General features: G+C 63.0%; 1 protein-coding gene. It reads left to right on the top strand.

Going from position 1 to position 1242, the window contains the following annotated elements:
* Positions 1-65 precede the first annotated feature (65 nt).
* Positions 66-1216, top strand: a protein-coding gene (locus BM173_RS14360) for an IS3 family transposase (protein WP_090483156.1) whose coding sequence is annotated in 2 segments (ribosomal slippage) — positions 66-318 and positions 318-1216 — 1152 coding nt in all. Because the reading frame shifts where the segments join, the coding sequence is not laid out codon by codon here.
* Positions 1217-1242 lie beyond the last annotated feature (26 nt).

Here is a 1242-nt window from a genome sequence, read left to right as displayed (position 1 = left end):
GTGACGTGCTCCCCTGAAATGTGACCGGTTTTTGGTAGAGTCCGACGCAAAGGAGTCGGACGAGAATGAAACGAAGCAGGTTCAGCGAAGAGCAGATCATCGCGGTTTTGAAGGAGCAGGAGGCTGGGATGCCGACAGCGGAAGTGTGCCGCCGTCACGGGATCAGTTCCGCCACGTTCTACAAGTGGAAGTCGAAGTTCGGCGGTCTGGAGGTGTCCGATGCCCGGCGGTTGCGGACACTCGAGCAGGAGAACAGTCGGCTGAAGAAGCTGCTGGCCGAGGCGATGCTCGACAACGTGGTGCTGAAGGATCTGGCATCAAAAAAATGGTAACGCCCGGCGCGAAGCGGGAAGCCGTCGCCCATGCCCGTGAACAGCACGGGCTGAGCGAGCGTCGGGCGTGCAGTCTGGTTGGTGTGAGCCGCAGGGTGATCCGTTACGAGCCGGCGAGGCCGGATGACGGGGCGTTGCGGCAACGGTTGCGTGAGCTGGCGGCGGAACGTCGTCGGTTCGGCTATCGCCGCTTGGGCTACCTGCTGGCGCGGGAAGGCATAAAGCCCAACCACAAGAAGCTGCTGCGCATCTATCGCGAGGAAGGCCTCAGGGTGCGCCGCCGTGGCGGTCGCAAGCGGGCGCTGGGCACGCGCAGGCCAATGGTGCTGCCAGATGGTCCGAACCAGCGGTGGAGCCTCGACTTCGTATCCGACAGCCTCATCTGTGGGCGGCGCTTCCGCATCCTGTGCGTGGTCGACGACTTCTCGCGGGAGTGCCTGGCGCTGGTGGCTGACACGTCGCTCTCAGGCGCACGGGTGGCCCGGGAACTGACCAGCCTGATCGAGGTGCGCGGTAAGCCGCACACGGTGGTCAGCGACAATGGCACCGAACTGACCTCGTCGGCCATCCTGCGCTGGTCACAGGAACGGCGGGTCGAGTGGCACTACATTGCGCCCGGCAAGCCGATGCAGAATGGCTTCGTGGAAAGCTTCAATGGCCGTCTGCGCGACGAATGCCTCAACGAGACGCTGTTCACCTCACTGGCTCATGCCCGGTTCGTGCTCGCTGCATGGCGGCACGATTACAACACGGTCAGGCCACACTCGAAACTGGGCGGGAAGACCCCCGCCGAGATCGCCGGCGAACGTGTCTGGGGGCATGCCCCCAGACACGTTGCCATCCCATCAAACATCAATCATGAAGGAGCGAGACTCTACCTCTGAATGGTAACAATCAGGGGAGCACGTCA

The sequence above is a fragment of the Qipengyuania nanhaisediminis genome, assembly GCF_900115585.1.
Classification (GTDB): Bacteria; Pseudomonadota; Alphaproteobacteria; order Sphingomonadales; family Sphingomonadaceae; genus Qipengyuania; species Qipengyuania nanhaisediminis.
The sequence above is the reverse complement of the archived record's forward strand: the minus strand, read 5'-3'. Positions and strand labels throughout refer to the sequence as shown.